The sequence below is a fragment of the Planctomyces sp. SH-PL14 genome (assembly GCF_001610835.1).
GTDB lineage: Bacteria > Planctomycetota > Planctomycetia > Planctomycetales > Planctomycetaceae > Planctomyces_A.
The window spans coordinates 8,417,991-8,442,773 of record NZ_CP011270.1; the positions used below are offsets into that span (position 1 = coordinate 8,417,991).

The following is a 24,783-nucleotide window of genomic DNA, read 5'->3' on the forward strand; positions in this document are numbered from 1 at the left end:
CTACAGCGGTGCATACCACGTTGGAACCGCAAGCGCCACTTCACCGGGTCCAGGGGCACCCTGGTGGGGGATGCAAGGGGGCAACGCCCTCTTGCCCGCCGGAGGCCTCTCGTCGAGAGATATCTGAAGGAGTGAGTATCCAGGCGCGGACGGCGTGCCGGATGCCCCCTTACCTAAGAGGCGAGGAGTCCAAAGCGAGCGGTCTGGGGTGAGGGAGTTCTCAACGCCTGTCCCACAAAGGGGATGTCCGTTGCGTGCCACGGTTCCTCATGGAAGTGCCTCCGACGGCAAGGGGGTGAGACCCCCTTGACCCCAGCGGCCGTCGCACAATGGGCTTGAGCTAACGAGTCGTGCCGGCAAGGACGTGGTTTGAAAACGAAAACGGGGAAGGCCGGCATCGGCCATCCCCGTCGAATGTTCTCTTCTGAGAGCGAACTTACTTCGCGTCCCACCACCAGCGACCTTCCGGCAGCTCGGACGGACGAGCCGTCGTCGCCACACCGCTCAGAGCCGCGCTCTCCTTCTGGCCGGCCGCTTCCATCGCCGAGGCGACATCAACCCGGACCCCGCCGGCGACCTGGACGACCACGTCCTTGCCGTTCATGACCCGGTGATTCACGACGGTGTCGACTTCTTTCGGCGTGCCGAAGCGAGCGGTCTGGTACGCCCCGCCAGGAGCGAACACACCACGGTCCCAGCCGATCCGGCCGTCAACGTCTTCCCGCTCAATGAGAGCGGCCGTCAGGGCCAGATCGAAAACACCTTCCAGGTCCGCGAAAACATGCTCACGCTGAGCCAGGTCGGCGAAGTGTTCCGTGAAGTTCTTGGCGAACTGCTGGTTGACCGGTTCGGCCTTGCCGGTCTGGACCCGCTTGCCGGTCTCGGTCAGGAACTGATTCTCCGACTGGCAGCGGACCGATGTCCCACGGATCTCGAACGCGCTGTGGTCCGGGCTGTGGAGGACTTCGTCCGACTTGATCGAGAGCCACCACCGGAGAGCGTCGAGGCTCCCGGCCGCAGCGGCCGGGTTCTTGCGGAGCAGCTCGAAGTAGTCGGGAACGTTCGAGCCCCCTTCCACCTTGCCGATTCCGATCAGCTTCATTTCATAGTCGGCTTCCAGGATCACGCGGGCGACGCGGGAGTCCTGCGGGACACCGTAGATCGAGATGTCCTGGCGGCCGAGGGTCTGGCCGATCTTCTGCGCCCAGCCCCGGACCTGCGACGGCTCGAGCGGTCCCTTGGCCTGCGAGGCTTCGACGAACGATTTGACTTCCTTGAGCTTGTCCGCCTTGGGGTCGATCGAGCATCCGAAGATGTTCTGGCCCCCTTCGGAGAACGTCCGCAGGACGGTCACGAGGTCGTCGAGCTGGAGGGTCGGCTTGCCACTTCCGGTCCCGACCGGCATTCCGCTTTCGTTGTACCGCCAGCCTTCGGCCGGACCGGCGAGGACGACTTCACCCGCTTCCGGGTAGACGAAGACGTACTGAATTTCGGAGAGACCGGCGAGCTGCCGCATCGATTCGACGACCGGCTCACCCGCTTCGATCGACCGGGCGACTTCCTTCTCGAGACGGGTCAGCGAGACCATCCGCAGCTTCGAGACGGCGGCGATGTCCGGATTGAGGTCCGCTTCACGGGCGCGGATGCCGAGGGCTTCGAGACGGCCGCTCTTCTCTTCGCGGCTGACGCGGCTCAGGATCCCCTGGGGATCGACCCGCACCCCGCTTTCGAACGACGAGATCGTGCCGGTGCCGGGCTCATCCGCGTCCCAGGGGCCGGTCACGCCGCCGGTTTCCTGCTGAATCAGGTCCATCAGGGGCTGGAAGTTCGCGCCGAAGCCCCCCTTGAGCGAGTCCTGCTGGGCGGCCTGTCCTTCGGTGGCGACGCGGGCCGGTCCCGACGTGTAGCGGCTGGCACTCCGGACGGCGCCGAACGTGTCGCCGAGGGCGAGCTGCGTTTCAGCGACTTCGCGGATCAGGGCGTTCCGCTGGGCCGGATCCTTGGCGGACTCGGCCGCATTCAGGGCCGACCCGAACTCGCCGGCGGCGATGAAACCGCGGACGCGGGCCGCCAGGTTCATTTCCGCTCCGGAAGCCGGCGTGAGTCCCGCACAAAGGACCATGGAGAGCGACGTTCCCACAAACGCACGCTGCAGCAGGCGGCTCCAGGGATTCTTCGGCATGGGGATCTCCGGCGAAGGGCGCAACAGGGACAACAGTCAAGAATGGCAGGACAGGCAATGCGCGCAGACCACGGAACGGAGGCGCACAGCATAAGCATCGTCGGGTCGACTCCCCGTTTGCAAGCACTTTCTCTCAATTCACCCGGTGGGGCCGACGTTTCGGGGTCCGCGTCGTAAGAACGTGCATACCCCTCAAATGCGACGAGGGGAGAGTCGCGCGGATCGTCCGGAATCGAGCGGATGCACGCGACACGCGGGCCGTAATCCGCAACCGCCCCGAGGCCGTTCGGGGTCAAGAGGCCGGCCCCTCGTCGCTCGTGGGACACGCTCCGGCGGATTCAGCGGCCTGCCTGGAGAAATTCCGGCGAAACCGACGGCTCCCGTTGCCGCGAAGATGGAAAAACCGAAATAAACGGCAAAGTTTCCCCCGTTTGCCCGATTCGCATCAACTCTGCAGTCGGAGCAACCGATACCGAGAAACGGTGAGTTCTCTTTCGACGGTCGCAGCCGTGCCGCGGTTCGCCTGACCTGAGTTCGTTCGCCCGAAGGTCCGCCTTCTCCCTGCCCGCACCTGAAGTTGGCAGCGGACCCACGTATTGACAGGAGTCAGCCATGCGAAGGATTGCCTGGGTTGTTGCAGTGTTTGGAGCGGCGGGCGCGGCGGGGCTGGCAGCTCGCACCGGAGTCGCCGCCGAACCGGCCGGCCGGACCCGGCTGACCCAGGCCCCGAAGACGGCGGCCCCCACCGACACAACGGACCGCGCCAAGACCCGCGGCCTGAAGAACTACGCCGACGAACTCTTCGGAGAAGAAGAGGAAGAAGCGGCTGTCTCCACGAAGCCGGCCGCCCCGGCCTCGACCGCCGCCGCCAAAACGCCGGCCAGCAAGTCCCCTCTTGCCAGCCCGAACGGCCCCTCGAAGGGAATGGTCACCAAGACCGCGCCTCCCGCCGCCGCGCCGAAGACCGCCGCCTCCAAAGAGGAGTCGAAGGACGCCTTCGACCGCAAGGATGACCTCGACGCCGAGTTCGTCCGGATGCTGAACGCCTCCGCCGGCTCGGAAGCGAAACTCTCCTCCAAGGCCACCTCCCGCCCGAGCGACGCGGCGCTCAGGTCCATGGGCTCGAAAGTGGAGCCCGCCGTCGCGGACTCCGCCGAAAAGAACCTCTCGCTCGATACGGATGTCGAAGCCTTCGCAGGGGGCAAGGGGATCCAGCAGGTTGCCGGTGAGTCGGCCGCCTACCCGGCCCGCACCGCTGCTCCGGCTTCGCCGCCTTCGGCCGCTCCGTGGGCCCGTAACCGGCCGGTGGAAACCGAAACGGTTGCCGCTCCGGCTGCCCCGCCGGCCCGTGCCGCTTCGAAGTACACCCGTCTGAGCCCCGCCGCGGCGGAAGAGTCGAGCCAGCCGGAGACCACGGCCGCCGCGACGCCGACCGCACCGGGTCCCCGCTCCTCGTTCATCCCTTCGCGGAAGCCCATCGCCGCCACGCCGGCCACGACCGCCGCCGCCACCTCGTCGAAGCTGACGACGCCGATCGACATCGATCCGCCGGCCGCCACCGCTTCGCCGACAACGCCGAGCGGCTTCCCGCAGAAGAAGTCGACGGTCTCGTTCAGCAAGTCCGGCGGACTCCCGGAAACGACCCGCCCCGCGGCGGAATCGCGTCCGGCCTTCGCCCCGCGGACGGTGGCGGAACACCGTCCCTCGGAGCCGGCCCTTCGTCCGGCGACCTCGCATTCGACCGCGGCCCAGGGCGCCCCCAACGTCACCACAACCTGGCGGGCGACCGGCGCGATCAACATCGGCCAGGAGTGCACGTGTGAGCTCGTCGTCAAGAACGACGGGACCGCCGCCGCCTCGGGCCTTGAGATCGAAGCGACCTTCCCCAAGAACGTCCGCCTCGTCAGCGCCGAGCCGAAGCCGAGCTCGCAGACCGGCTTCCTTGGCTGGAAGATGGACTCCCTCGCCGCCGGCGAAGAGCGGATCATCGCCGTCAAGCTGGTCCCCCTCCAGCGGGGCCAGATCGAGACCGACGCCCGCGTCCGGTTCTCCGGCACCGCCAAGAACGCCTTTACGGTCGCCGAGCCGCTCCTTGCGATCAAGGTCGAAGGACCGAAGCAGGTCATGATCGGCGAGCCCGCCCCGCACACGGTCCTCGTCACCAACCCGGGGACCGGCATCGCGACGAACGTCAAGATTGAAGCGGTCATCCCCGAAGGCCTCGAGCACGTCCGCGGCGGACGGCTGGTGATGGACCTCGGTTCGCTCAACCCGGGCGAAACCCGCAACGTCCGGCTCGCCTGTGCGGCGATCGCCGGCGGCCAGCACAAGCTGCAGGTCCGGGCCATCGCGGACGCCGACCTGGCGGAGTCCGCCTCGTCGGAAGTCGCCGTCATCGCCCCGCAGCTCAAAACCGCCATCGACGGCCCCGGCCTGCGGTACCTCGGCCGCCAGGGGGCGTTCTCGGTCTCCGTCCAGAACAGCGGTTCAGTGGCGACGGACAACGTCCGCGTCATGCACAAGATTCCCGAAGGGTTCGACTTCGTCTCCGCCGGCCGCGGGGCGACCTACGATCCGAACAACCGCCTCGTGAACTGGTTCGTCGGCCATCTCGACCAGGGACAGAAGTCCGACCTGGAAGTGACGCTCGTCGCCAGCAAGGCGGGTGAGCACACGCACTTCGTCCGGGCGACGTCCGACGCCGGGGCGGTGAGCGATGCCCAGTTCCGGGCCCGTGTCGAAGGCTCTCCGGCCCTCGTCCTCAGCATCCGCGACCTCGACGATCCGGTCGAAGTCGGTGTGGAAGCGGCCTACGAGATCAAGATCAAGAACGAAGGCTCCGCCGGTGCGACGAACGTCGGCCTTTCGCTGGAACTGCCGGAGGGGCTTACCCTCCTCAGTGCCAACGGACCGACCAAGCACGCCACCGAGAAGCACTCGATCGTCTTCGCCCCCGTGGGCGACGTCGGCCCGGGCCAGACCTGTACCTTCCTGGTGAAGGTCAAGGGGCAGGGATCCGGCAGCGTCCGGGTCCGGTCCCGCCTGACGAGCGACTCGATCTCGGAACCGATCGTCGCCGACGAGCTGACGAAGTTCTACGAGTGATCGCGGATCTCCGCACAGCTCACCGAACCGCAGGGTTTTCACCCTGCGGTTTTTTTGTTGGCGGGGCAAGAGTTGCGGGCCGTTCCTCTTCGGTCCTGCGATCCGGTTATACTCGGCGGTTGTTCCAAACCGCTGTCGCCGCGCCCGCCGCTCATGTCTTCGTCTTCGCCCGCTCCGCCTCCCCCTTCGGTTTCCCCGAAGGAAAACCCGTCTTCGGCCTCCGACCTGTTTCGGAAGTACGTCCTTCCCGTTGCGGGGATCCTGATCGCGGTGCTCGTGATCTGGCGGATCCGGATCGACTCCGGGCTCCCCGGTCCCGGCGCCATCCCGGAGCGGGGAGCGATGATGGCTGCTCCCCGGTCGATCCTGACCGACCAGCACCGGCACATGGTGAAGCTGGAGGCGTATCTGGGGCGGACGAAGCTCCTGATTGTCTTCTTTGACGGGACGAAGCCGGCCCACACCGATCCGATCGTGGCCCGGCTGCTCAAGGACCATGCGGCCCTGCTGGGACAGGGGGTGCAGCCGATCGCCATCAGCGCCGCGTCGCCGTTTGCGATTACGAAGTCGGAGGAGATCTCGGGGAAGCGGTTTCCGTTCCCGGTGTTGATGGATGTCGATCCGAACGGTCACACGACCTATCCGGCGCATCGCGCGTGGGGGCTGGCGGACAACCGTTCCGAGGAGCTCAAGACCGGGGTGTTCGTTGTCGACCGGGCGGGGCTCGTTCCGGCTCGCGGGCTGCTGCCGCGTCCGGTGGTCGATCCTGAGGCGACGATCGACGCGATTCTGCGTGGGAACTGGCCGGATGCCGCTGAGGGAGCTGCCGGGCCGGGGGAGTCGAAATAGCCTTTCGCTGGCTTGAACCGCGTCCTTGCCGGCACGGCTCGCTAGCTCAAACCCAACGTGCCACGGCAGCCGGGGTCAAGGGGGCAACCCCTTGCCGCCGGAGGCGCTTCGATGAGGAACCGTGGGACACAACGGACGTCCGCTTTGTGGAACCAGCTATGAGGACTCCACACACTACATCGCGGGCCTTGCAATCCCCGCAGGTTAGGTGAGGGGGCATACGGCACGGTGTCCGCGCTTGGACCCGTACTCCTTCAGACAGTTCTCGACGAGAGGGCCTCCGGCGGGCAAGGGGGCCAAGAAAACAACACAGGCCCCCTTGCATCCCTCACCAGGGGCGAGCCCCTGGACCCCGGTTGACCGGCCGAGTAGGCCGCTCCCGTAGACCCCGGCATCCCTTCACCTTACGATCCCGACGCGCCCCATCCCCCCACCCGCAAACGCCCCCCTGCCGGAACCAACCGTGAGCCATTCCGCAGCCCCCGCTACCGACCGCTCGCCCCACGACCGCAACCGATCCTACAAATACTACGACCTCGTGATGGCGGCCTTCGTCACCGTCCTGCTCTGCTCCAATCTGATCGGGCCGGGAAAACAGTGCCTCATCGCACTCCCCTTCTCCCTCCCGTTCTTCGGCTCGTCCCTCGTCTTCCCCGCCGGAAACCTGTTCTTTCCGATCGGCTACATCTTCGGCGACATCCTGACCGAGGTGTACGGATACGCCCGCTCCCGGAAAGTGATCTGGGCCGGCTTCGGCGCCCTGCTCTTCGCCTCCATCATGTCGACGATCATCGTCGAGCTCCCCGCCCGGACGAGCGACCCCTACGTCGCCGCGCTCCAACCGGCACTCGAAATGGTCTTCGGCAACACCGTGCGGATCATGATCGCCTCGCCCCTGGCGTTCTGGTGCGGCGACTTCGCCAATTCCTACGTCATGGCGAAGATGAAGATCTGGACGAGAGGCAAGTTCCTGTGGATGCGGACGATCGGCTCGACGATCGTCGGGCAGGCGGTCGACAGCATCATCTTCTATCCCCTGGCGTTCGGCGGGCTGTGGCAGACGAACACCCTCATCGAGATCATCCTCATCAACTGGGGAGTCAAGGTCCTGGTGGAGGTCCTCTGCACCCCCGCGACGTACGTCGTGGTCGATTTCCTCAAGCGGGCCGAAGCCGAGGATTTCTACGACACCGACACGAACTTCACGCCGTTCTCGCTGAAGAACTGACCGCAGATCCGGAACGACCCCGCGCTGTTCCGGCCCGGTTCCCGCCCCGTCGCCACCCGCCGGGGTGACAATTGCCCCGCGCGGCTCAATAATTGAGCCTGGGCGTTTTCTCTTCATTCCGCCCGATTCGTTCCGTGGAGGACCATTCATGAAAACGACGAGCGTTCTGGCGATGTTCGCCGCCCTGGTCGCGGCGATCGCCGGCCTGGCCTACTTCACAGGGAACCCCGGCCGTACGCCGGCTCCCGCCGCGGCCCCCCCGGTCGCCAATGCCGACGGCAAGACCCCGGCCGACGGGAAGGAAGCTCCCCCCGCCGACGCGGGCCCGGACTTTCACCTCGAAAACCCGTTCAAGCTGGACCTGACCGCCGCCGCGAAGCCGCAGGCGTCGACCGAGGCGGTCGAGTTCGATTTCGGGGCGATGGCTCCCGACGAAGAGCGGACCCACAAGTTCTCCGTCCGAAACACCGGCAAGGCGCCCCTGACCCTGGCCAAGGGCCGTTACCAGTGCAAGTGCACGATGCCGACCCTCAAGAAGGGGGAGGTCCTCACCGTCCAGCCTGGCGAAGAGACCTTCGTCGAGATGACCTGGAAGCCGATCGCGCCGGAGGAGATGTTCCAGAAGAGCGTCAACATCTGGTCGAACGATCCGGACCACCCGCAGCTCACGTTCAACGTCCGGGGGAAGGTGGTCCCGCACATCATCGCCGAGCCCGCCTCCTACACCCTGGGGCTGATCCGAAACGAAACCGGAGGCGACTTCAAGGGCCTGGTCGGGTCGCAGACGGACGTGTTCGAGATTGTCGAAGCGACTTCGGACAATCCGCAGATTTCTGTGACGACGACGAAGCTCGAGGGGGCCGATCGTCCGGCCGAGTTCACCGATGCCAAGGCGCTCTTCCGCGTCGAAGGGAAGATCGCTCCGTCGGACAAGGTCGGGACCGTGCGGGGAATCCTGACGCTCAAGACCAACCTCGAGACGCATCCTGTGGTGGAGATCAATGTCGGCGGGCACCTGACGGGGCCCTTCACGGTCGTCGGCACCGGTTGGGACCAGGTGAATTCGGGCTTTGACCTGGGCCGCGTCGACACGTCGAAGGGGAAGGCGGTCAAGTACTCGATCTTCCTTCCGAAGACCGGCGAGGAGATCAAGTTCGAAACGATCGAGTCCAAGCCGAACATCGCCCGGATCACGGCCAAGAAGGACGAGTCCTTCACGGCTGCCGACCGGGAGCGGCACGAGCTGACGGTCGAGATCCTTCCCGGCGCCCCGAAGGCGGAGTTCAGCAACGCCCGCCCGGTGGTCGTGAAGGTGAAGTCCAACCACCCGAACGTCGCCGAAGCGACCTTCCGCGTGATGTATCGCGGGTACTAGGACGTTTTCCGTCGTCGGTTTCCCGTAGGTTCAGGTTTGGCCTGGCCTGTCGACGGAAGCCGACGACTGCGTCTCGATTCGATGAACCACTCTTGCGGCGCCGCGGCATCGCTCGGCCGGTCCCGACGCGAGACCAGACGGGAGACTGATCGAATGACGGTTTTGGCTCTCCGCTCGACCTTCTGGGGAATGCTCTGCGGCTGCCTGATCGCGCTGCCGGCGGGACTTCGCGCCGCGGAAGAAGACGGGTTCGTTCCACTGTTCGACGGGCGGACGCTGCAGGGCTGGATGGGGTCGACCGATGGTTACGAAGTCGCCGATGGGGCGATCACCTGCATTCCGGAGAAGGGGGGAAACCTCCTGACCGAGCGGGAGTACGGGGACTTCGTCCTGCGGCTCGACTTCCTGGTCCCGCCCGGGGGCAACAACGGCGTCGGGATCCGGGCTCCGCGGACGGGGCACATTGCCACGCTGGGGATGGAGATCCAGATCCTCGACAACCCGGATCCCAAGTACGCCAAGCTCGCCCCCTACCAGTACCACGGTTCGGTCTACGGGCTGATTCCGGCGAAGCGGGGGTATCTGCGTCCTGCCGGTGAGTGGAACACGCAGGAGATCCGCTGCGTCGGCTCGCGGGTCACAGTCGTCCTCAATGGAGAGACGATCGTGGACGGGGATGTGCAGCAGGCGGCCACCCCCAAGGCGCTGGACGGGAAGGATCACCCCGGGGTCCTGCGGACGTCGGGGCACGTCGGCTTCCTCGGGCACGGCGATCGGGTCCAGTTCCGTAATATCCGGATCAAGGAACTGAAGTAGCGGGCCGGCGTTCGGGAGACGTTTGCGGCAGAGAGAAGGAGCCACAGATGAAGGCGGGCGCTATTCCACCGGCCTGTCTTTCTCTCGTGTCGCCGTCTCTGTGCTCTCCGTATCTCTGTGTTTCAAGAATCCAACGGGATTCAAGACAGAGGGCCGGACTGCGACTGGCGGGCTCAACGCGTCGGCGACGCCATCTCGCCATCGCTTCAACGCGCACGATCTAGAGCTCGGGAGTTTCGTCTCCCTCGTCACCGCCCGCCTCGGCCTGCAGCCGGTCCAAGTCGTTCGGCGTCAGCGGTTCGACGATCGCGTACTGGCCTTCGGTCCAGCGGTAGAGGTCGATCTGCTTGCAGCGGACGGAGCAGAACGGAAAGCAGGGAGAATCGTCAGCGGCCGAGGGGGTCATCGACTGTCCACAGATGGGACAGGTACAGGGGGAGATCATCGTCGTCCCTCCAAAGAGAATCCTTGAAGCCGCTGATCGGATTGCGGCTCCGTTCCCGCTCAACGGCTCCGACGCGGCGTATTCCGCAAAAGGCCTGGAAACAAACGAGCGGACGGGAACGAAAAGCGGGTGAAGGGATTCGAACCCTCGACATACAGCTTGGGAAGCTGTCACTCTACCAACTGAGTTACACCCGCGGTTGGTACGGCGATTCTACAGGGACCGCGCCGGCAGACAAGCGGGACGCGATGCAGATCTCCGGAGGTCGCTGGAACCTCCGCCCCAAGGCCGCCAAAATCGGCGTCCCCCGCAATTGCCCTTGAATTTCCGCGGGCTCGCCGCCAACTTCCGCGTTTTCGAATGGCCATTTCCCCCGCGGAGCCCGGCCGACCGATCGTCGCCCCTCCGCCGCCCCGCATCGCCCGAGAGAGAACGATGAGCAGCCTCAACATCCGCAAAGACGCCTGTGAGCTCGACCTCCTGTCGCTGGGAGCCCTGGTCCACCGGCTCGACCCCGGCATCCTCCCGTTCCGCAAGGCCCGCTCGCTCGACATCCACGTCTCCGGCGGGGAATACAACGTTGCGGCCAACCTGGCCGACTGCTTCGGTCTCAAGACCGGCGTGGCGACCGCGATGGTCAAGTACGGCATTGGCGAGCTGGTCCAGGGCCGCGTCCAGGAGATGGGCGTGAAGCCGTTCTACAAGTGGTTCGACCACGACGGTGTCCGCGGGCCGAACATTGCCACCGTCTACAGCGACCGGGGTCTGGGCGCCCGTCCGCCGGTCGTGTTCTACAACCGTGCCAATGAGGCCGGCGCGCTCCTCAAGCCGGGCGACTTCAACTGGTCCGAGATCTTCGGCAAGGGTGTCCGCTGGTTCCACTCGGGCGGGATCTTTGCCGCCCTGTCGGAGACGACTTCGCAGGTCATCATCGAGGGGATGAAGGCGGCCAAGGCGGCCGGCGCCGTCACCTCGTTCGACCTGAACTACCGCGCCAAGCTGTGGGCGTCGGTCGGCGGCGACAAGAAGGGTCAGGAGACGATCCAGAAGATCGTTGAGCATGTCGACGTGCTGGTCGGCAATGAAGAGGACCTTCAGAAGGGTCTGGGGCTGAAGGGCCAGGACGTCGAGTCCTCGTCGAAGCTCGACCCGAAGGCGTTCTTCGGCATGATCAAGCAGGCGACGGCGAAGTTCCCGAACGTGAAGGCGGTGGCCACGACGTTGCGGGAAGTCCATTCGACGAACCGTCACGACTGGGCGGCCGTGCTGTGGCTTGAAGGGAAGGAATACGTCAGCCCGACGATGCAGCTGGACGTGGTTGACCGGATCGGCGGCGGCGACGGGTTCGCGGCCGGGATGATCTATGGTCTGCTGAGCGGCAAGGATCCGGAGCAGGCGCTGCGTCTGGGCTGGGCGCACGGTGCACTGCTGACGACGTTCCCTGGCGACACCACGATGGCCCGGCTGCCGGAAGTGGAGCAGTTGGCGAAGGGTGGGTCGGCCCGCGTTCAGCGGTAGTCGTCTGGCGCAGAGCGAATGAGAGAAGCCGTCGCGGCGTGAGCTGCGACGGCTTTTTTGTTGAGATGCGGTCTGTCATCCGGGGTCCAGGGGGTACCCCTGGTGGGGAGTGCAGAGGGGCAACGCCCCTTTGCCCGCCGGAGGCCTGGCCGTCGAGTGATGTCTGAAGGAGGGCGTGTCCAGACGCGGACACAGTGTCGGATGCCCCCTCATCTATTCCGCGGGGATGGCAAAGCGAGCGGTGTGGTTTGGGGGGGACCTCAACGCTGGTCCCACAAAGCGGGCATCCGTCGCGTACCACGGTTCCTCATGGAAGCGCCTCCGGCGGCAAGGGGTTGCCCCCTTGACCCCGACTGCCGTCGCACGTTGGGTTTGAGCTATTGAACCGTGTCGGCAAGGAAGTGGATTACGCCGAGCACGCGACCGGCTTCCGCCAATCCAGCGGCGGAATCGTCCCCTGCTGCTCGCCCCGGATCGCTTCCTCGCGGATCCCCGCAAAACCCTCACGCAGCGGAACAATCACCCGCCGGGCATCGCTCCAGCTGAGTTCCGTCGAGTCCGCCATCCGCTGCATCGCAAAGACCAGAACGCGGGCCATCTGACGGCTCGTCTCGTCCCCCGCAATGTCCATCCCCTCGATCAGCCCCAGCAGCAACCGCTGCACGCGGGCCCGAATCGGGGACAGGGCCTCCGGCTGGCCGAGGCGGATCCGTTCCAGCCCCTCATCGATCGAGGCGATCGTTCGGTCGTAGAGAGCCAGGACCATGTCGACCCGGCTCCATCCCTGGGCCTTGACCTGACGATATGCCTGAACTTGCCGGTTCATTCGCACCTGTGCCTTCGCGGCGATTGTTAACGCTGGCTCCCCATTCCTTCGTCGGACCACCCGGAAACTCTTGTCGGAATCCGGCTCCCCGGGCCCCGGGGCCGGAAGACTCACCCTCGTTCCCCGCTCCCCTCCTCCGCTTCCCTGCCTTCGACACCTCCGGAAGGGATCGGACGACGCGAACAACCCTCCCCCGCGTCACTCTCGTCCCGAACATCACGCCGCCGCGGGCTACTTGTCGGTCAGGGCCGCCAGCTGGGACCCCACGAGCGAGGCGGTGCTCTGCAGCTGCTGGACCGCCTGCTCCATCGCCGTGAACTGCGTCCGGATCCGCGCCTCCTGGGCATCGAACAGCGCCTGCTGACGATCGATCGACTTCTGCATCTGGTCGATCCGGTCCTGGAACTGCTTGTCGACCCCGACAAAGTCGCCGGTCACCGGGTCGAGCATCTGCCCGAGGAGCTGGTCCAGCCTCGCCGCCAGCCCCCGCGTGAGCGTCATCTCTCCTTCAACGCCGCCGGTGACCTGCCCGGGTGGGAGCGTGACTCGGACCTGCAGGTCCGCGGAGTTCTTGTTCGTCGCCTTCCCGGACAGGAGCTGGCCGGAACCGATCGCCTCCTCCTCGACGCCATCGACCACGAACGTCCCGGCGACGTTCTTCCCGACCGAGTTCTCGGTCCCGAGGAACCCGAGCGTCGTATTGGCCGTGCCCGCCGCCAGTCGGACTTCCGACGAAGTACCGTAGGCTGCCGAGGTAATCTGAAGCTGCCCGGCGATGGCGGCCACGCGGACGGTTCGCCCACTCAGGCCGGGCGCGGCGTTGATCACCCGCTCCAGCTCCGCCGCCATCTGGTCCTGCGTGTAGGAGCCTTCCGACAGGGTCAGCGGTCCCGTCGACTGGCCGTCGATCGTCGCCGAGAAGGTGTTGTTGGCGGAGGTCAGGACGGTCGTTCCCGACAACGGATTCGCCGCCGTCACCTGTGCCTGCTCGGCCGCCTGCGTGATGTTGACCTGATAGGGGACGCTCAGATCGCGGGTACGGTTGCTCCCGCTGACGAACCGGATCCCGCTGTTCGTGCTCGTTCCATCGAGGGCGAACAGGCGGCGGACGTCGTCACCGGTCACCCCTTCGGTCCCCCCGTTGAGGATCGAAGTCAGTTTGGAACTGTTGAAGGCGAGCTGGCCGCCGTCCCCGACGGAGACGCCGATCGCGGCCAGGCGGTTCGCCTTCCCCGATACGCCCGCCACGGCGCCCAGGATCCCGTTCTGGATCTGCTGCTGGATCCGGCGGACTTCGGAGTCCCCCAGGAGCGGGCTGGCCTTGTCGCTCCCGGCGTCGTAGGCGGTCTGCTTGGAGATGAAGGAGGCCAGCGCGTTATACGAGTCGACGAAGTCCTGGACCGCCTTCACCCCCGCCTGGGAGTCGCGGGCGACCGTGACCGTCAGCGTCTTGCTCGGATCGGCGTCAAGAAGATTGAGCTCCACCCCGCCGATGAGATTCGACACGCGGTTGGTCTGACTGGTGACCGTCACCGCTCCTGGCCCCGAGCCGAGCGTTACGGAGGCATCCTGCGCCTCCTGGACCGGGTTGTCGAAATCGAACTCCGGCTTCGTCGCCCCCCCGGCGGAAGCGGCGAGGTTGTTCGTGATCTGGATCGCGTTCTCGGTGCCGGTCTTCTCCGAGCTGACGACGAGCCGGGCGCCGGAGGCGTCCTGGACGACGCTGGCCGACACACCGGCCCCCGCGGCGTTGATGGCCGAAGCGAGCCCGGACAGGGTGTTGTTCGTTCCGTCGATCGTGATCGTGACGGGGGAGCGCGATCCGGCGCGGAGGGTGAGCGTCCCCTGGGTGATCTCGCTGTCGGCGTCCGCGACCCCCTGGGTGGCGATCTGCTGCGCCTGCGCCAGCGTCTGCACCTTGAGGCGGTAGACACCGCTGGCCGCCGTGCTGGAGGCGGTCGCGGTGGCGAGTGTCTCGTCGCTGAGCGAGACGGTCCGGTTCGAGAAGACGTTGTTCTGGACCTTGCCGAGCGTCGCCGCCTGCGCGCGGAGGTTGCCGATCTGGTCCTTGATGGAGGAGTAGATCGTCTGCTTCGTCCGGATCTCCGTCTGCCGGGCGGTGATCAGGTCCTTCTGCGTCTTACGGACCTCGAGCAACCCATCGATGATGGCCTGCGTGTCGATGCCGGTGACGAGTCCGTCGATCGTAGGCATGGCGGCGGAGGCTGGGTTCTGTTCGGAAGCTCACACTCGCCCGAAGCGCCAGCAAGGGACGATGCGTCCATTCCCTCGCTGGCGCTTCGGGCTAGTGTGGGGTCACACATGTTGTCCCACCGTCGCCGGTCTTCATCGATCGCAGACGGCTGACAGCTCCACACGGAAAAAGGGGAGTTGCCCGCGGTGGACAACTCCCCTTCAAGTTTTATCGACCGTTTCCGGCGACTACTGGAGCAGCGACAGGACGAGCTGCGGCTGCTGGTTGGCGTTCTTCAGGACCGAGGTGCCGGCCTGGACGAGCACCTGGTTCTTGGTGAAGTTCGCGATTTCTTCGGCGAAGTCCGTATCGCGGATCGTCGACTCGGCGTTGACCGTGTTCTCGAGCGTCGTCTGGAGGTTGTTGATCGTCGAGTTCAGGGTGTTCTGCTGGAAGGCACCCAGGTCACCGCGGAGGTTCGTGATGTCGTCGATCGCGGCGTCGATGACGCCGATCGCGTCCTGGGCCTTGCCGGCCGAGGTCACGTCGATCTGCGACAGGTTCGAGAACTGGTTGCCCGTGGCCGCGAGGCCGAGTCCCAGGCCGGACGGACCGACCGCGTTGATCGCGATCGAGGCGGTCTGGTTCTGGTTGGCACCGATCTGGAACACCAGCGAGTTGTCGGTGACGGTGACGGTCCCCTGAGCGCCGGTGACGCTGGTCGTCGGCGTGGCGGAGGTGGCGAACTGGACCGTGAGCCCGTTGGCGTTGCCCGAGGTCGCGGTCAGGACGTTGCCGACCCCGTTGAAGGAGCTGCCGTCGATCGTGCCGACGACGTCCACCCCGGTGTCGGTCACGAGCGTCGTGCCGAATCCGCTGCTGGTCGTTCCCGCGGCGACGTTCGAGATGACCGACAGGTCGGCCGCCGAGCCGTACTGGTTCGTGTACAGCCGCGTCGCACCGGAAGCCGTGTCCGCGGTGACGCCGGTCTGCGTAGTGAACTCGTTGATCCGGCTGACGACCTGGGCCTGGGACAGGCCGGAGGCGAGGGTGATCGAGACGCCGTTGACCGTCAGGGTCTCATCCGCCGCCAGGTTGCCCGACTGAGCCGTGCCGGCGGTCGCGGTCGCCCGCTGGGCGGCGGTCGTGACGGCGACGGCGTAGTTGCCGGCCTTCGTCGCGGTGCTCGTCTTGAGGACGGTCGTGTCGGCGTCGTTCGAGATCCCCTTGATGCCCGAGGAGCCATCCAGGAGCTTCTTCTGGCCGAACTGCGTGTTGTTTGCGATCCGGTTGATCGTATCGAGGGCGTTCGTGATTTCGGCCTGGTTGGCCGCCTGGGCGTCGGCGTCGTTCACCCCGGCGTTGGCCGAGTCGATCGCCAGGCTGCGGATCTTGACGAGCAGCGAGTTGATTTCGTTCAGGGCCCCTTCGGCCGTCTGGACGAGCGAGACCGCCTTGTCGGCGTTGTCGATCGCCTGCTTCAGGCCGGCGATCTGGGCCCGCTGCTTCTCGGAGATCACGAGGGCGGCCGGACCGTCAGCCCCGCGGTTCACTTTCAGTCCCGACGACAACCGCTCGACCGACTGGGCGAGGGAGTTGTTGGCACGCGTCAGGTTGTTCTGCGCGTTGAGGGACGACACGTTGTTGGTGATGGAAAGAGCCACGGGTTTGTTCCTTCGATACGACGTGCCGCGACACTCCGGATCGGGTGACGAGGGGATGTCTGACGAACGCGACCCTCAGGGGGGAGAACCCGCCTCAGGGGCGCCTTCGCGCCGGGCACAGGCTGATTAATGACGCTCCATGCTGACACCTGCCGTAGTGGTGACGACCACGGCACTCCAGACCAGTTCATGCCTCCGAAACACCGCAACCGGTGTCACGGAGGCATGCGCTGGCGCACCTCGCGGGGGCTCCCGCACTGCAGACCAGATCGGCAGAAGATGCCGGACCCCTTCACGGCAAAGGGCCATTTTCCGGGTTTGATCGTTCGCGGAGAGCGATCCTGCAGGAGGCGGGGTTCTGGGGGCCAAGCGAACCTGATATGCCGTTGCGGCCGGAAGACAGGTCCGTCAGTCCCGGTGATCCCGTGACAGAAGAAAGATCGACCTTTGAAAGAGTTTCTTGCGGCAAAAAAATGCGTGTCACCCAACTCGCCTGAACGCCGATGAGAGTGTAGCGGTCCCGTAGACCTGAACGGTTATGACGGCCGAACGACACCCGACTTGCGGAGCATGAGCCACGAAGACGCAGCCGCTGCCACGCCGCCGGCTCCCCAACGGGGAGTCCTGGCGAAGCTGCGTGCCGTGCTCGGCCTGCTGTTCGTCCTGGGAGTCGGGTTCGGCGGATTCCTGGCGAGCCGCCATCTGCTCACGAAGCGGCCCACGGCCCCGGAGGCTCCCCCCGTCGCGGCGGTCGAGCCGGCTCCCGGGCCGGATTCCGACGCGGTGGTCGATCTGACACAGGACATTCCGACCGTCCCTCCCGCAGCGGACGGCGAGGCGACCCCGGAGATCGAGCCGGCGCAGCAGAAGATCGGCATCGTCCTCATGCAGGGGGACAGCCGCCTCGCCGAAGCGAACCCGTCCGCCGCGCTGCGGAAATACGCTGCCATCCTCCCCGAAGCAAAGGGGGCGGCCCGGATCCCGATCGAGTTCCGCATGGCCCTGGCGGAAGAGGGGATCGGAGAACGGAGTTCAGCCCTCAAGCGCTATCGCGGTCTGGCCGGAGCCAGTGACGCGACGCTGGCCGCCGCGGCCCGCCTGGGCCAGGCGCGGCTCTGGCAGGCTCAGGAACGATCCGACCTGGCGGAGTCGATCCTCGTCGAACTGCTCCTCAATGAGGCGGCCGCCGGCATGAACCCGGGGCTGCGGAGCGACGTCGTCCACCTGCTGGGGACCGTCGCGGCGTCGATCGCCATCCCCTCGGCCCCGGACCGGATCCTGGACGACCGGGAACTCGTTCTCCCGAGCCTCTCCCGGCCGCTGATGCACCTGCTCGAGGACGCACAGTCCCCCGAGATCGTGCCGAGCGTGTCCGCTCCGGAAGGGATCGAGCTGAGGATCGGCGACGCGGGAGCCCCGCCGGAAGAGATCGAGCTCTCGGTCCGGATGCCCCGCCGCCCCGTGATCGAGATCCTGGCGGAGATGGCCCGCACATGCGGTTACCGGGTCCGCGGAACGCGGGAGATGCAGCAGCGGCTGGCTTCGCGGTCGATGCCCGTTCATGCCCCCCGGCTGTCGGCGGCGGTCCTTCTCGACGGCATCCTGGCGGGGGACGGACTGCAGTGGGAATGCCACGACCGCGAGCTGCGGATCGTGACCCCGGAGCACGATTCCCCGGCGGAGACCGAATACGCGAAGAGGCGAGCGAAGCGCTACCTGGAGCACGCCCTGACCGCGGCTCCGGACCACCCGTGGGCTCCGGCCGCCTATATCGCTCTCGCGAGGATCGCGTCCGCCTCCGGAGAAGAGGCGACGGCGGAGCGGCACCTGGAACAGGTCATGCGGGTCTATCCCCGGTCGGACTTTGACGGGTACGCCGCGTTCAACCTCGGAAAGATCCGGATGGGCCAGGGGGAACTCGACGAGGCCCGTTCGGCCTTCCTGCACTGCGTGGACGGGAGCCACGGTCAGCGACTGGAGCCGGCCGGCTACCTCTATGCAGGGCGGATCGCGCTGGAACTGGGACAGCCCCGGCGGGCCATTCCCCCGCTGACTCGCGCCATCGCCCTGCGGGGGGAACCGCGGGTCACTCGAGAAGGGAGCCTGCTCCTTTCGGCGGCCTATCTCCTCGGCGGGAACCCGGTCAGCGCCAACACGACGCTCCTCGATCGGAAGGGGGACCTGTCGGATTCATCCGCCCGCGACGTGGCCGCCTTCCTCTCCTGTTTCTCGCAGTTCCGGCTGGCCGAGCACGACGACGCGCGGCGGACCCGGGACGGGCGGGCCCTGCTGAACTCGCTCGAACACGCCACCAAGGGGCCGCACTTCGGCCTCGCCGTCCCGCTCCTCCTGGCGCAGGCGGCGGCGGAGCTGAACCTGGACGAGGAGGCGCGGCGGCACTACGAGTCGATCGCCGATTCCGCCTATCCGGCCCCCGTGCGGTCCGCCTCCCTCTATGCCCTGGCCAGTCTCCATTGGTCCGCCGGGGAGCGAGACAAAGCGCTGGCGCTCCTCGACGGGCTGATCGAGAGTTCGTCCGACGACTGGAAGCGCCATGGCAGCATCCTCCGCTGCGGCTACTGGCTCGATGAATCCGTGGGACAGCAGAGCCGCGTCATCGATGAGGCCCAGAAGCTCCTTGGCGAGCCACTGACGCCCGAGGAACGGAATGCGGTCCTCCGCCTGATGGGCCGCGCCCTGCAGAACGCCGGCCGAAACGATCTGGCCGCCTACTGCTTCGCCGGGGTCTCCCCGGTCGACCTGTTGAAATCCTCTCGGGAGGCCCATCCATGAGTCGCCTCCACCTCGGGAAAATCGCCGCCACGATCCTGATCGCGACCGCCGCTGTCTCCCCATCGGCGTCGCACGGGCAGTCGTCCCGCGCGGAGCCCCCCTGCCTCCCCTTCGTCCCTCCGTTGCCGGTCGACCACCGCCCGCCGGCCGTGGCGCCCCATACCGCGGAGACGACACCTCCACAGGAGCCGGTAGCCGGGGACGTCGCGCCCCCCGCCGCCGCCACGCCGATTCCCTCCCCCGCCCCTGCGGCGTTCCTGCCTCCGCGGGAGCTTCCCGCGCTGCCGGAGTTCTCGTCCAACCGATACGACGCCATCGACGCCCGGATCCGCGACCTGCGGTCCCGCATCCGTCACAGCGAGGCCCCCGCCGAACCGGCCCCACAGGCGGGGCCGGCCTTCGCCGCGTCCGTTCCCCGGTCCGCGCCCCCGCCGCCTCCGACGCCGATGCCCCCCGTGGTCCCGTCGCCCGAGCAGACGGGGACCGGCGCGGCGAGCCCGACGGTCCCGCAGGACGCCTCGTCGCCGGCGGTCGCGTCCGCTCCGGCGATGTCCGCTGCGGAGTCCAGCTCCGTGCCGGGAAGCGCGACGCCCGGAGCCTCCATCGCGACCCTTCCGTCCGCCGAGACGCCGACCGCTCAACAATCGATTCCACCCCAGAGCTTCACTCCGCCCGAGCACACGACGCCGGCGCCGGCCCTGAGCCCCGCACCGGATCATGCGCCCCGCGCGATTCCGTCGATGCCGGACACGGCGACAAGGCCTTCGCACCGAAGCGTGCCGCGTGTGAGATCCGCTCCCGACGCCTCCGCCCTGGCGAAGACCGAAGAGCACACCCCACTGATCCCGATCGAGGTGCTTCGCGCCCCGGTCGACCAGCTGGCTCTGGCGGACAACCTCTACGCGGCCAGGAGCTACGCCATGGCGCTGGAGGCCTATCGCGGCGTCGAAGCCTCCGCCGCGACCACGCGGACGAAGAGCTGGAGCAGCTTTCAGGCGGCGAACTGCCTGCGGCAGCTTGGTCAGATCGCCGAGGCAGAGAAGCAGTACCGCCGCGTCGCCGGGGACTCGGCTTCGGGCGAATTCGGAGAACTCTCGAAGTGGTGGCTCGGCTCGCTGGAACAGAAGCGACAGCTTCAGTCGCGGCTCGACGCCATTACGCAAACTCTGGCAGGGATGACGGAGGCGGGACGTGACAACGCAGGAAATTGAACAGCCGCTCCTGATCGCGATGGACCAGGTTCACTTCCAGTATCAGGAAGTCGACCGTCTGCTCGCGGATCTCCGTCCCGCCTTTCATCAGGGGGCGGATCCGACACCCGAGCTGTCGAAGCTGGCACTTCTCATGGGCCGGATCGGCGTCATCGAGGCGAATGCCGCGGCGGTCCGCGAAACGTGGAAGAGACGAAAAGTCTCTCCCTCGCCGCAGCTGCGGCAGGTGCTCGACCGGCAGAAGACGCAGCTCGAGGGGGTGCTCCGCCTCGTGCAGGAACTGGAGGGGATGGCTCGCGAGTCGCAGCGGCGGCTCGCTCCGCAGCTTGATGCCTCCGTGACCGCCTCCAGCGGTCACGCCGCTTACGGCCGGACGATGCAGCGCGCCGAACGGGCGCGGGCCTCCTGAGCCGGCGCCGGAGCGCCTTCGCCGCTTGTCTCCCAGGTAAGGACCGTCCGTCCGGGGAGCGGCGCGTCCCGTGGCTGAGGGGTGCCGGGAAGAGGAATCCGTGAGTTGGGGCGAATTGCGTAAGGCGTAAGGGGGCACGCCGCGCGGGACTTTCCGTTCTGTCCCGCATTTTCAGGTTTGTCAGTCCGCGCGGGGGACCGGATGGCGATGAGATCTGCGGCGCTCCGAGTCGGATGGCGTCGTCTGCGCAGAGGAGGCGCGGTGGAGATTTCGTCGTTCCTGTCGACCAATCCGCAAGGGACGGAATGCTGCGTCGCTCCGGCGAACGCATGGGTCCGGGACACCCTCGATGAAGAGGGGACCGAAGAGCTCGCGGCGGGCTTTGCGGCGCTGTTCCAACTGATGATGGCGCCCGCCTCCCAGGTCAGCGATAAGGCCGCCGCCGACTCCACGCCGACCTCCGCTGTCGAGGCTCCTTCTTCGGGGACTCCCGGAGTTCAGCCCTCCGGAGCGGCTCCCGCGCAATCGCTTCCGGTCGGAGCCGCTCCCGCCGGACCGCTTGGCGATTCGTTCCCCACCCTGTCTGCGGCGGCTCCGGTCGACGCCGGCGCGCCCGCCGCTCCGTTCGTCGCGACTCAGGGCACCGAGGAAACGCCCGCCACCGAAGCAGTCATGAATCCGACGACGCCAGCCGTCACGGAATCCGACCCCGGGACGCCGTCTCCGCCGCTGCGAGCCGACCTCTTCCTCAGCGAGCGCCAGGGTGAGCCGACGGCCGCCCTCTCCGTCCTGCCGGAATCGGCCACCATGGCCGTTTCGACCAACCCGGCGAATCCTGACCAGGACGCCATCTCGTCCTCGACCCCGGACGTCGTGACGCCGGTCACCGCTCGCACAGCCGACGTCGTCCGTGGCGCCGCCCCGAAATCCGACACCGCAGCTCCCAGCGTCGCCGCGTCCGATTCCGCACCGCCCGCACCGTCTCTCGCGACACCCCGGCAGGACGTGGGAGCCTCTCGATCCGCAGCAGCAGCACGACCGTCGGCCGGCCGGCCGGTGGTCAACGACTCCCCGGCGACGGCATCGCAGCCAACCGGCCCGGAAGCGAAGGCGACACCGCAAACTGACTCCCCCTCCTTCGACGCCGCGGCCGAATGGACCCCGGAAACCACTGCCGAGGGAATCGAGGTCGAACCTCCCCGCGAAGACCGCCCCTTCGATGAGCGGGAACCCGACTCGTGGCTCGACAGCCTGACGGGAGCCGGCTCGGATGGGACGTTGACGATTCAGGAGCTCGCCGCCTGGCAGGCCTTCGGCCGCGAGCAGGGCTTCGAGCAGTCCCGCCAGGAGACCTCGAACGACACTCCTCAGGCCGGCCCGATCCGGAAGACGACGGACGGCGCGTCCCGCGTCAGCGACGGTCTGGCCGCCGCCGTGCCACAGACCGCCGCGCGCGAAGCGGCCGCTGCCGTTCCGGCCGTGATCGCGCATGAGGCCCTCCCGTCGTTTGCCGTCGAGGAGATCGTCTCTCACGTCCGGACGGACGAGTCCGACGGCGTGAGCCGCGTCGAGGCCCAGATCGATCCGCCGGAGCTCGGACGGATGTGGATCGAGATCACGAAGTCCGCCGAGGGGATCAAGGCCCACCTGACGGTCGAGGATCCCGCGGTCTGGAATCTCCTCGAGACCGCCGCCACTGAGATGCGGCAGTCCTTGCAGGACTCCGGAGTTCCCATGACCGGCCTGACCCTCTCGCTCGGACGCGACGGGGGGAGCTCCCCTTCGGGGGGGCACGCCGGCGACCCGAACGGCGAATCGCGCCGTGACGAAGATTCCTATGCCACGGTGACGGGGGCGGCCCAGCGGCGCGCCCGTCCGAAGCGCCAAGTCGACACGATCGTTTGAAAGGGAATGCCCATGGCGGACGCCGCCAACTTCAACGCGCAGATTGGGCAGCAGGAATACCTGCAGCTGCTGACGACGCAGCTCCGCTACCAGGACCCGCTCTCGCCGGTCGAGCAGCAGGACTTCCTGTCGCAGCTGTCGCAGTTCTCGATGCTCTCGGGGATCGAGACACTGAATGCGAACTTCACCAACATGCTCGCTCTTCAGCAGCTGACGAACGGGGCCAGCCTCGTCGGCAAGCAGGTCCAGTACCTCTCGGATGACGAGGGGAACACCGCCACGGGAAAGGTGACGGGTGTACTGGTCGAGAAGGGGGTCCTGTACCTGAACATCGACAACAAGGCGGTCGCCCTGGAGAACGTCCTGCAGATCAAGGAAGCGTCGGCGTAGCCGGCCTTGTCGGGCCCCGTTTCATCACGTTGCCATCGAAGTCAAGCGGCGCCGGAAGACGGTGTCCGTCCTCGGAGAAGTCGAGATGTCAAGCGCCATCACCACCGCCGTATCCGGTCTGAACGCACACCAGCGGATGCTGGACGTCGTCGGAAACAACATCGCCAACGTGAACACCATCGCGTTCAAGTCGCGGCGGGTGCTGTTCGCCGACATGCTCTACAACGACCTCCGGAGCGCATCCGGCGGAGCGATCGGCTCCCAGGGGAGCGTGAACCCCGCGCAGATCGGGACCGGGGTCAAGATCGGGCAGATCGACGTCGACTTCTCGCAGGGAACGATCGAAGGGACGGGCAACTCGCTCGACGCCGCGATCGACGGCAACGGCTTCTTCGTCCTGCGGAACTCCGGCGGGACCTACTTCACACGCGCGGGCTCGTTCTCGATCGACGACACGGGACGGCTGTTCGACCCCTCGACGGGCTACCGCGTCCAGCGGTTCGGCAGCCTGGGGGATGCCAGTGCCACGGAGACCGGTTTCCAGGTCCCCGGGGACAGCGACATCCGGGTCCCGATCGGCGCGAGCGTCCCGGGCCGGGCGACGACGGCGGCGACGATCACGGGGAACCTCAAGTCGGGCGCCACGGGGCCGGCCGCCCGGCAGCTCTCCTCGCTCCGCGGCTGGACGACCGGCGGCGCGGCGGTCACCTCGTCGACGCTCCTGAACAACGTCGACACCGTCACTCCCGACTATGTCGTCGGCGACGTAATCCAGATCGCCGGAGCGGACGCCAACGGAGCTCCCGTCTCGGCGAACTTCACGATCACGGCGACCTCCACGGTCGGCGACCTCGTCGCGGCGATTAACGGCGCCTACAGCGGCGCGACCGCCACGCTCGACGCCTCCGGAAAGATCCAGCTCCTCGCGGACTCCACCGGAACCTCGTCGATGTCGCTCACGCTGAGCGACCCGGCGACCAACACGGGATCGTCCGGATTCTCCAGCAACCCGCAGATCGTCACCACCGCCGGGAAGGCCGGGGACGTCGTCCAGGGGGGAGTTCAGATCCACGACGCCCAGGGGGGAGCCCACACCGTCAACCTCCAGTTCCAGAAGCAGACCGACGGCACCTGGACCCTGACCGCATCGATGGATCCGGCCAACGGGACGATCGTGGACGGCGTCGTCGAGCGGGTCGCGTTCAATCCCGACGGCTCGCTCGCCGGCTCGGGAGCGGCCGGAGCGGGGGACACCAACATGACCTTCAACTTCACCGGGATCGGCATCCCGCAGACGATCTCGCTCAGCTTCGGCGATATCGGCAACTTCAACGGACTGACGCAGGTGGCGACCGAATCGTCCCTCGCCCCGGTCCAGGACGGCTACGAGCCGGGGAACCTCTCCTCCGTGCAGATCGGCAGCGACGGAACCCTGATCGGCCTGGCGACGAACGGCCGGCAGTTCGCCCTGGCGCAGCTGGCGATCGCATCGTTCCGCAATCCCGACGGCCTCTCGAGCGTGGGGGACAGCTACTTCCAGCCGACGGCGGCCAGCGGCGACGTCGAGATCGGAACGGCCCTCGGAGGAAGCCGCGGCTCCGTCCGGGCCGGTCAGCTCGAAAAGTCGAACGTCGACTTGCCCCGCGAGTTCACGGACCTGATCATCGCCCAGCGCGGATTCTCGGCCAACTCGCGGACCGTCACGGTCGCTTCGCAGGTCCTCGAAGAGCTGCTCAACATCGTCCGGTAGGTCATCGGGCCCGTCGGAGATCATCGGGTAAGTCTGGCCATCTGACGACAAGGACATCTGAGGGAAATCCCGGTCGGCGCCGGTCGCGGTATCGTCCTCACGGCAAGGGAGCGTTACGAGGCG

At 67.0% G+C, this 24,783-nt stretch carries 17 protein-coding genes and 1 tRNA gene; 12 read left to right on the forward strand and 6 right to left on the reverse strand.

Annotated features, from left to right (window positions below; translation table 11 throughout):
* Positions 1 to 436: 436 nt before the first annotated feature.
* Positions 437 to 2,182, reverse strand: a complete 1,746-nt coding sequence (locus VT03_RS32425) for a DUF1598 domain-containing protein (protein ID WP_075096840.1) — start codon at positions 2,180 to 2,182, stop codon at positions 437 to 439.
* Between the two features lie 612 nt (positions 2,183 to 2,794).
* Here VT03_RS32425 and VT03_RS32430 point away from each other — a divergent pair.
* The 5 genes from VT03_RS32430 (at position 2,795) to VT03_RS32450 (ending at position 9,555) form a co-directional block, all read left to right on the forward strand.
* On the forward strand, positions 2,795 to 5,287 hold the full coding sequence (locus tag VT03_RS32430; RefSeq protein WP_156514938.1) for a DUF11 domain-containing protein: 2,493 nt from the start codon (positions 2,795 to 2,797) through the stop codon (positions 5,285 to 5,287).
* A gap of 153 nt (positions 5,288 to 5,440) precedes the next feature.
* Positions 5,441 to 6,136 carry a redoxin domain-containing protein gene (locus VT03_RS32435; protein ID WP_075096842.1) on the forward strand — a complete coding sequence of 232 codons (696 nt, stop codon included), beginning with the start codon at positions 5,441 to 5,443 and terminating at the stop codon, positions 6,134 to 6,136.
* Between the two features lie 541 nt (positions 6,137 to 6,677).
* Positions 6,678 to 7,364, forward strand: a complete 687-nt coding sequence (locus VT03_RS32440) for a queuosine precursor transporter (RefSeq protein WP_075096843.1) — start codon at positions 6,678 to 6,680, stop codon at positions 7,362 to 7,364.
* A 148-nt stretch (positions 7,365 to 7,512) separates the two neighbouring features.
* Entirely contained in the window at positions 7,513 to 8,739 is a 1,227-nt protein-coding gene (locus tag VT03_RS32445) for a DUF1573 domain-containing protein (RefSeq protein WP_075096844.1), read from the forward strand.
* Positions 8,740 to 8,892: 153 nt separating this feature from the next.
* Positions 8,893 to 9,555 (forward strand): DUF1080 domain-containing protein, encoded by a 663-nt coding sequence (locus VT03_RS32450; RefSeq protein ID WP_075096845.1) that lies wholly within the window; start codon positions 8,893 to 8,895, stop codon positions 9,553 to 9,555.
* 220 nt (positions 9,556 to 9,775) lie between these two features.
* On the opposite strand, the gene VT03_RS32455 is transcribed toward VT03_RS32450, so the two are convergent.
* Entirely contained in the window at positions 9,776 to 10,000 is a 225-nt protein-coding gene (locus tag VT03_RS32455; protein WP_082846700.1) for a DNA gyrase inhibitor YacG, read from the reverse strand.
* A gap of 124 nt (positions 10,001 to 10,124) precedes the next feature.
* Positions 10,125 to 10,197 (reverse strand) — tRNA-Gly (locus VT03_RS32460).
* 238 nt (positions 10,198 to 10,435) lie between these two features.
* Here VT03_RS32460 and VT03_RS32465 point away from each other — a divergent pair.
* Entirely contained in the window at positions 10,436 to 11,518 is a 1,083-nt protein-coding gene (locus tag VT03_RS32465) for a sugar kinase (protein ID WP_075096847.1), read from the forward strand.
* Between the two features lie 406 nt (positions 11,519 to 11,924).
* On the opposite strand, the gene VT03_RS32470 is transcribed toward VT03_RS32465, so the two are convergent.
* The 3 genes from VT03_RS32470 to VT03_RS32480 form a co-directional block, all read right to left on the reverse strand.
* Positions 11,925 to 12,344 (reverse strand): flagellar protein FliS, encoded by a 420-nt coding sequence (locus tag VT03_RS32470; RefSeq protein WP_075096848.1) that lies wholly within the window; start codon positions 12,342 to 12,344, stop codon positions 11,925 to 11,927.
* 231 nt (positions 12,345 to 12,575) lie between these two features.
* Positions 12,576 to 14,558, reverse strand: coding sequence for a flagellar filament capping protein FliD (gene fliD, locus VT03_RS32475; RefSeq protein WP_075096849.1), 1,983 nt, complete (start codon positions 14,556 to 14,558; stop codon positions 12,576 to 12,578).
* Positions 14,559 to 14,786: 228 nt separating this feature from the next.
* Positions 14,787 to 16,202: a flagellin gene (locus VT03_RS32480; protein WP_075096850.1), complete on the reverse strand. Its 1,416-nt coding sequence runs from the start codon at positions 16,200 to 16,202 to the stop codon at positions 14,787 to 14,789.
* Between the two features lie 570 nt (positions 16,203 to 16,772).
* Here VT03_RS32480 and VT03_RS32485 point away from each other — a divergent pair.
* From VT03_RS32485 to VT03_RS32510, 6 genes are all read left to right on the forward strand, one after another.
* Positions 16,773 to 18,995, forward strand: a complete 2,223-nt coding sequence (locus VT03_RS32485; RefSeq protein WP_075096851.1) for a tetratricopeptide repeat protein — start codon at positions 16,773 to 16,775, stop codon at positions 18,993 to 18,995.
* Positions 18,992 to 20,206 (forward strand): tetratricopeptide repeat protein, encoded by a 1,215-nt coding sequence (locus VT03_RS32490; protein ID WP_075096852.1) that lies wholly within the window; start codon positions 18,992 to 18,994, stop codon positions 20,204 to 20,206. The genes VT03_RS32485 and VT03_RS32490 overlap by 4 nt, the downstream gene beginning before the upstream one ends.
* On the forward strand, positions 20,187 to 20,615 hold the full coding sequence (locus tag VT03_RS32495) for a hypothetical protein (protein WP_075096853.1): 429 nt from the start codon (positions 20,187 to 20,189) through the stop codon (positions 20,613 to 20,615). Before VT03_RS32490 ends, VT03_RS32495 begins: the two co-directional genes overlap by 20 nt.
* Positions 20,616 to 20,876: 261 nt before the next feature.
* A complete protein-coding gene (locus tag VT03_RS32500) occupies positions 20,877 to 22,520 on the forward strand; it encodes a flagellar hook-length control protein FliK (protein WP_075096854.1) in 1,644 nt (547 codons plus the stop codon).
* A 12-nt stretch (positions 22,521 to 22,532) separates the two neighbouring features.
* Positions 22,533 to 22,910 carry a flagellar hook assembly protein FlgD gene (locus VT03_RS32505; RefSeq protein ID WP_075096855.1) on the forward strand — a complete coding sequence of 126 codons (378 nt, stop codon included), beginning with the start codon at positions 22,533 to 22,535 and terminating at the stop codon, positions 22,908 to 22,910.
* Positions 22,911 to 22,995: 85 nt separating this feature from the next.
* The gene (locus tag VT03_RS32510; protein ID WP_156514939.1) at positions 22,996 to 24,660 is read left to right on the forward strand and encodes a flagellar hook protein FlgE; all 1,665 of its coding nucleotides are present in this window, start codon (positions 22,996 to 22,998) and stop codon (positions 24,658 to 24,660) included.
* The last annotated feature ends 123 nt before the right edge of the window (positions 24,661 to 24,783 follow it).